This window comes from Kitasatospora sp. NPDC059817 (assembly GCF_042731835.1).
Classification (GTDB): domain Bacteria; phylum Actinomycetota; class Actinomycetes; order Streptomycetales; family Streptomycetaceae; genus Kitasatospora.
Genome location: NZ_JBHWIR010000053.1, coordinates 41,357 through 45,573 on the forward strand (window position 1 = coordinate 41,357; position 4,217 = coordinate 45,573).

The window sequence follows — 4,217 nt, forward strand, 5'->3', positions numbered from 1 at the left end:
CTCGACCAGCTGTGTTATGTGTCTTGTCGGCACCCGCGCACACCCCCGCCCCCCCCCCCCCGGCCCACCCCGCCCGGCAGGGCGCGGTTCGGCACGAACTGGCAGAACCCGGCGAGGGTGCCGCCAGGGCACCCCCGACCCGGAGAGCACCACGATGAGCGACACCTGGCAGCGGCTGCGCCGCGACCACCCCCGGCTGCTCGACGCCGTCGGCGGCGCCGTGCTGATCGCGATGACCGGCCTCGGCGTCACCGTCGACCAGACCGGCCACGTCATCTCCTTCAGGCCGCTCAGCGCCACCATCGCGCTGGCCTCCGCCGTCACCGTGTTCGCCCACCGACGGCACCCGCGGACCGTGGTCGTCATCACGCTGATCTGCACGATGGCCCTCATCCTCACCACCCCCCGCCTCACCCCCGGGCTGGCCACCCCGCTGCTGCTCGCCCTCTACTTCCTCGCCGTCCGCACCGACCGCGCCACCGCCCTGCGCGCCTCGATCGCCTCCGCCGTCCTGCTCACCGGCACCTCGCTGATCGGCGACGGCGGCGGCCCGATCGGCCAACGGCTCGGCGTCCTCGCCTGGGCCCTGCTGCCCGGCGCCCTCGGCGACTCCATCCGCAACCGCCGCGCCCACCTCGCCGCCATCGAGGAACGCGCCGAACGCGCCGAACGCACCCGCGAGGAGGAGGCCCGCCGCCGGGTCGCCGACGAGCGGATCCGGATCGCCCGCGACCTGCACGACGTCGTCGCCCACCACATCGCCCTCGCCAACGCCCAGGCCGGCATCGCCGTCTACCTCATGGACCGCCACCCCACCCAGGCCCGCGAGGTGCTCAGCCACATCACCGACGCCACCGGCTCCGCGCTCCAGGAACTGCGCGCCACCGTCGGCCTGCTGCGCCGCGCCGAGGAGCCCGCCCCGCTCGAACCGGCCCCCGGCCTCGACCGGCTCCCCGAGCTGATCAACGCCTTCGAACGCACCGGCCTGCCGGTGCGGCTCACCGTCGAGGGCGAGGCCCGCGCGCTCTCGCCCGGCGTGGACCTCACCGCCTACCGGATCGTCCAGGAGTCCCTGACCAACGTCGCCAAGCACGCCCAGGGCGCCGGCGCCGAGATCACCCTCGCCTACAGCGGCAGCCGGGTCGCCGTCAGCGTCGCCAACGGCCGCCCGCCGACCAGCGCACGCCCCCGGCAGGCCCTGCTGCCCCACCCGGCCCCCGGCGAGGGCGGCTTCGGACTGATCGGCATGCGCGAACGGGCCGGCGCGGTCGGCGGCCGCCTCACCGCCGACAGCCGGCCCGACGGCGGCTTCCTGGTCACCGCCGAACTTCCGCTGCGCACCGGCGCCCGGGACGACAGCGCCGGTCGCGGTGGCTGTGCCGGTCGCGGTGACAGCGCCGTACGGGCGGACCGTGCCGGCCGGGAAGACCGTGCCGTTCGAGTAGACCGTGCCGGCCGGGAAGACCGCGCCGTTCGAGTAGACAAGGACCACGCATGACCATCCGGGTACTGCTCGCGGACGACCAGGCGCTGCTGCGCGGTGCGTTCCGGGTGCTGATCGACGCCGAGGACGACATGGAGGTGGTCGGCGAGGCCGCCGACGGCCACCAGGCCGTCGAACTCGCCCGCGCCACCCGCCCCGACATCGTCCTGATGGACATCCGCATGCCCGGCGCCGACGGCCTCGGTGCGACGGCCGCCATCTGCGGCGACGAGGACCTGGCCGGCACCCGGGTGCTGATCCTCACCACCTTCGAGATCGACGAGTACGTGGCCCAGGCACTGCGGGCCGGCGCCGGCGGCTTCCTTGGCAAGGGGGCGGACCCGGCGGAACTGCTCGCGGCCGTCCGCACCGTCGCCGCCGGGGACGCCCTGCTCTCGCCCGCCGCCACCCGGGCCGTCATCGACCAGCTCCTCGCCCAGCCCGATCCGGCGGCCGGCGGCACCTCCGAGCGGCTGTCCGTGCTCACCGCGCGCGAGCGCGAGGTGATGTCGATGGCCGCCACCGGGCTCACCAACGAGGAGATCGCCGAGCGGATGTTCGTCAGCCCGTTCACCGTCCGCACCCACGTCCACCGCGCGATGGCCAAGCTGGACGCCCGGGACCGGGCCCAACTCGTCGCGATCGCCTACCAGTCCGGCCTGGTCCCGCCGGGCCGTCCGGCCTGACCGGCGAAGGCCCGCCCGTCGGCTCATCCGTCGGCCCGTCCGTCGGCCCGTCCGTCCAACTCGCCTGGTTTGCGCCGGTAGCAGGGCTGAGCGACCGTCAAACTCCGGCCATATGTCGGTGATCTGAATCCCAGCCTGCCCGAAAACGACCTCCGAACTGGTGTATCAGCGAGTAGTCTGCCGATGACTCAGGATGAGGAGGGTGTTCGTGGAAACGAAGGACACGGCAGGCGAGGTGCGGATTCTCCAGCCGTTGCCCGGGCGCACGGCGGACGGATCGCAGGAGTTCGACCTGCGGTTGACGCGTTTGCTCCGCCTGCTCGGGGCTGAGGCCGCGCACGGGGCGGACTTCCCGAGCGCGGCCCGGTGGGAGGTCCACAAGGCGCTTTCCGGGCGTACCGACCTGCCCGAGGAGTACTTCGAGGCACTGCTGGAAGCGGCGATCTACGACCCCAACCCGAGCTTCAACCGGCGCTTCGTCGAGCCGGCCCTGCTTGCTTTCGGCCAGCGCCGGGTCCGGCTGACCCTGCTCGGCTACCTGCACACCGGCACCGACACCGAGCGCGCTGGCGCCGCCCGGGCCTGGTACTGGACGTCCCTGTCGGTTGGGGACGGCCGCGGCACGGCCGCCGCCGACGAGGGGTCGACCGTGCGGGACGCCTGGTACGAGGCCGCGCTGCGGGAGTTCGTCGCCAACGAGGACCTGGACGTGCGGCGCTGCATCCTCCCCGGGCTGCCCCTCGTGCCGCGTGCCTACCCGTCGCGGCTGCACGCCCTGGTGGAGGCCGCGGTGGCCATCGCGAGGGCACACCCCGACGAGTACATCCGGCACCGCGCCGAGGTCCAGGTCGGTCTCTGACCGCCCCCGGCCCCGCCAGGCCCACCGGCGGGGCCGGGCGACCGCGCTGGGGGGGCGAACTCGGCCGTCACGGCGCCCCCTTGGCGGCCCCGTCGACCGGGTCGGTCAGCCCGTCTTGACGGTGATCTCGCCGATGTTCGTCCCGAGGTCCAGCTTGTACTGGCCGTTCGGGTCGTTCTGGACGCCGATGTGCTTCTCGCCCAGGTCGGTCGAGGCGGTGACGTGGTACGAGGCGGTCGGCACGGTCACGTTGATCTCGCCGTTGGAGGTCTTCGCCGTGATGTTCTGGGCCTTGCCGGGGGTGAGCTTGATCCCGCCGTTGTCGGTCTTGGCGCTGACCCGGTCGCCCTTGAGCGAAGTGCCCTTGATCTCGCCGTTGTCGGTGCGCACGTCGACCGGCCCGGCCACGTCGTCGAGCGTGATGTCGCCGGAGCTGGTGTGCACCGAGACGTCGCCGACCTGGGTGAGCTTGATCCCGCCCGCCGACGTCCCCCCGGTGATCGGCAGCCCCGGCGGCAGCTCGACGGTGTAGTCCACCGAGCAGTTGCGTCCGCAGCCGCCGAGCACCAGCACGCCGCCGTCCACCCGGGTGCTCGCGCCCGGCTTGCCGCTCCGGTACGTGATGTTGCGGTGGACGGCGGCCTGGGTGGCGCCGGCCTTGCCGCGCACGGTCACCTCCCCGGCGTCGCTGTCCAGCCGGATGCCGGTGATCTTGTCCGTGACGGTGGCGTCGTCGGTGAAGTTGGTCCCGATCGGGTTGCAGGCGCTGAGCACCCCGGCGGAGACCCCGGCGACCACGAGAGCCCCCGCGAAACGGTGGTACCTGCCCATGTTCGTCCCCCATGTGTCCTGCGCTGCTTGTTGCGCGATAGCCCCTGATGACCGCCCCCGTCCGGAGCCGTCCCGACGACAGTAACCGCACGTGGTGGCCCCGGTCGGTGGTATTAACCCCCCTAAAGCGACTCCAGTCAGCCCCCCGGCGCCGCTCCACCCACCCCCACCCGTGTCCACCTGGGTCCACCCGTGCCCCCTGTCGTCGCCCCGGGGAGAAATCTGTAGACCGGCCTACATATTTTCCGGGGGCGGCCGCGGAGCCGTGTTGATGGCGGGGAGAGGCGGCGCCCACCCCGCCCCACGGCCCGCGGGCGCCCGCGCGGGGCTGGCGGTGTGAGGGGGGGGGGCGGGCGGG

The 4,217-nt window shown here is 73.5% G+C and carries 4 protein-coding genes; 3 read left to right on the forward strand and 1 reads right to left on the reverse strand.

From position 1 onward, the window contains the following. Positions 1-154: 154 nt before the first annotated feature. From ACFV61_RS14230 to ACFV61_RS14240, 3 genes are all read left to right on the forward strand, one after another. Positions 155-1,498, forward strand: coding sequence for a sensor histidine kinase (locus tag ACFV61_RS14230; protein ID WP_063350684.1), 1,344 nt, complete (start codon positions 155-157; stop codon positions 1,496-1,498). After that, entirely contained in the window at positions 1,495-2,169 is a 675-nt protein-coding gene (locus ACFV61_RS14235) for a response regulator transcription factor (RefSeq protein WP_063350685.1), read from the forward strand. The genes ACFV61_RS14230 and ACFV61_RS14235 overlap by 4 nt, the downstream gene beginning before the upstream one ends. Positions 2,170-2,377: 208 nt before the next feature. Next, a complete protein-coding gene (locus ACFV61_RS14240) occupies positions 2,378-3,028 on the forward strand; it encodes a hypothetical protein (RefSeq protein ID WP_244293555.1) in 651 nt (216 codons plus the stop codon). Positions 3,029-3,133: 105 nt separating this feature from the next. Here ACFV61_RS14240 and ACFV61_RS14245 read toward each other — a convergent pair whose 3' ends face one another. Then, positions 3,134-3,859 carry a DUF4097 family beta strand repeat-containing protein gene (locus ACFV61_RS14245; protein WP_063350686.1) on the reverse strand — a complete coding sequence of 242 codons (726 nt, stop codon included), beginning with the start codon at positions 3,857-3,859 and terminating at the stop codon, positions 3,134-3,136. Positions 3,860-4,217: the final 358 nt, after the last annotated feature.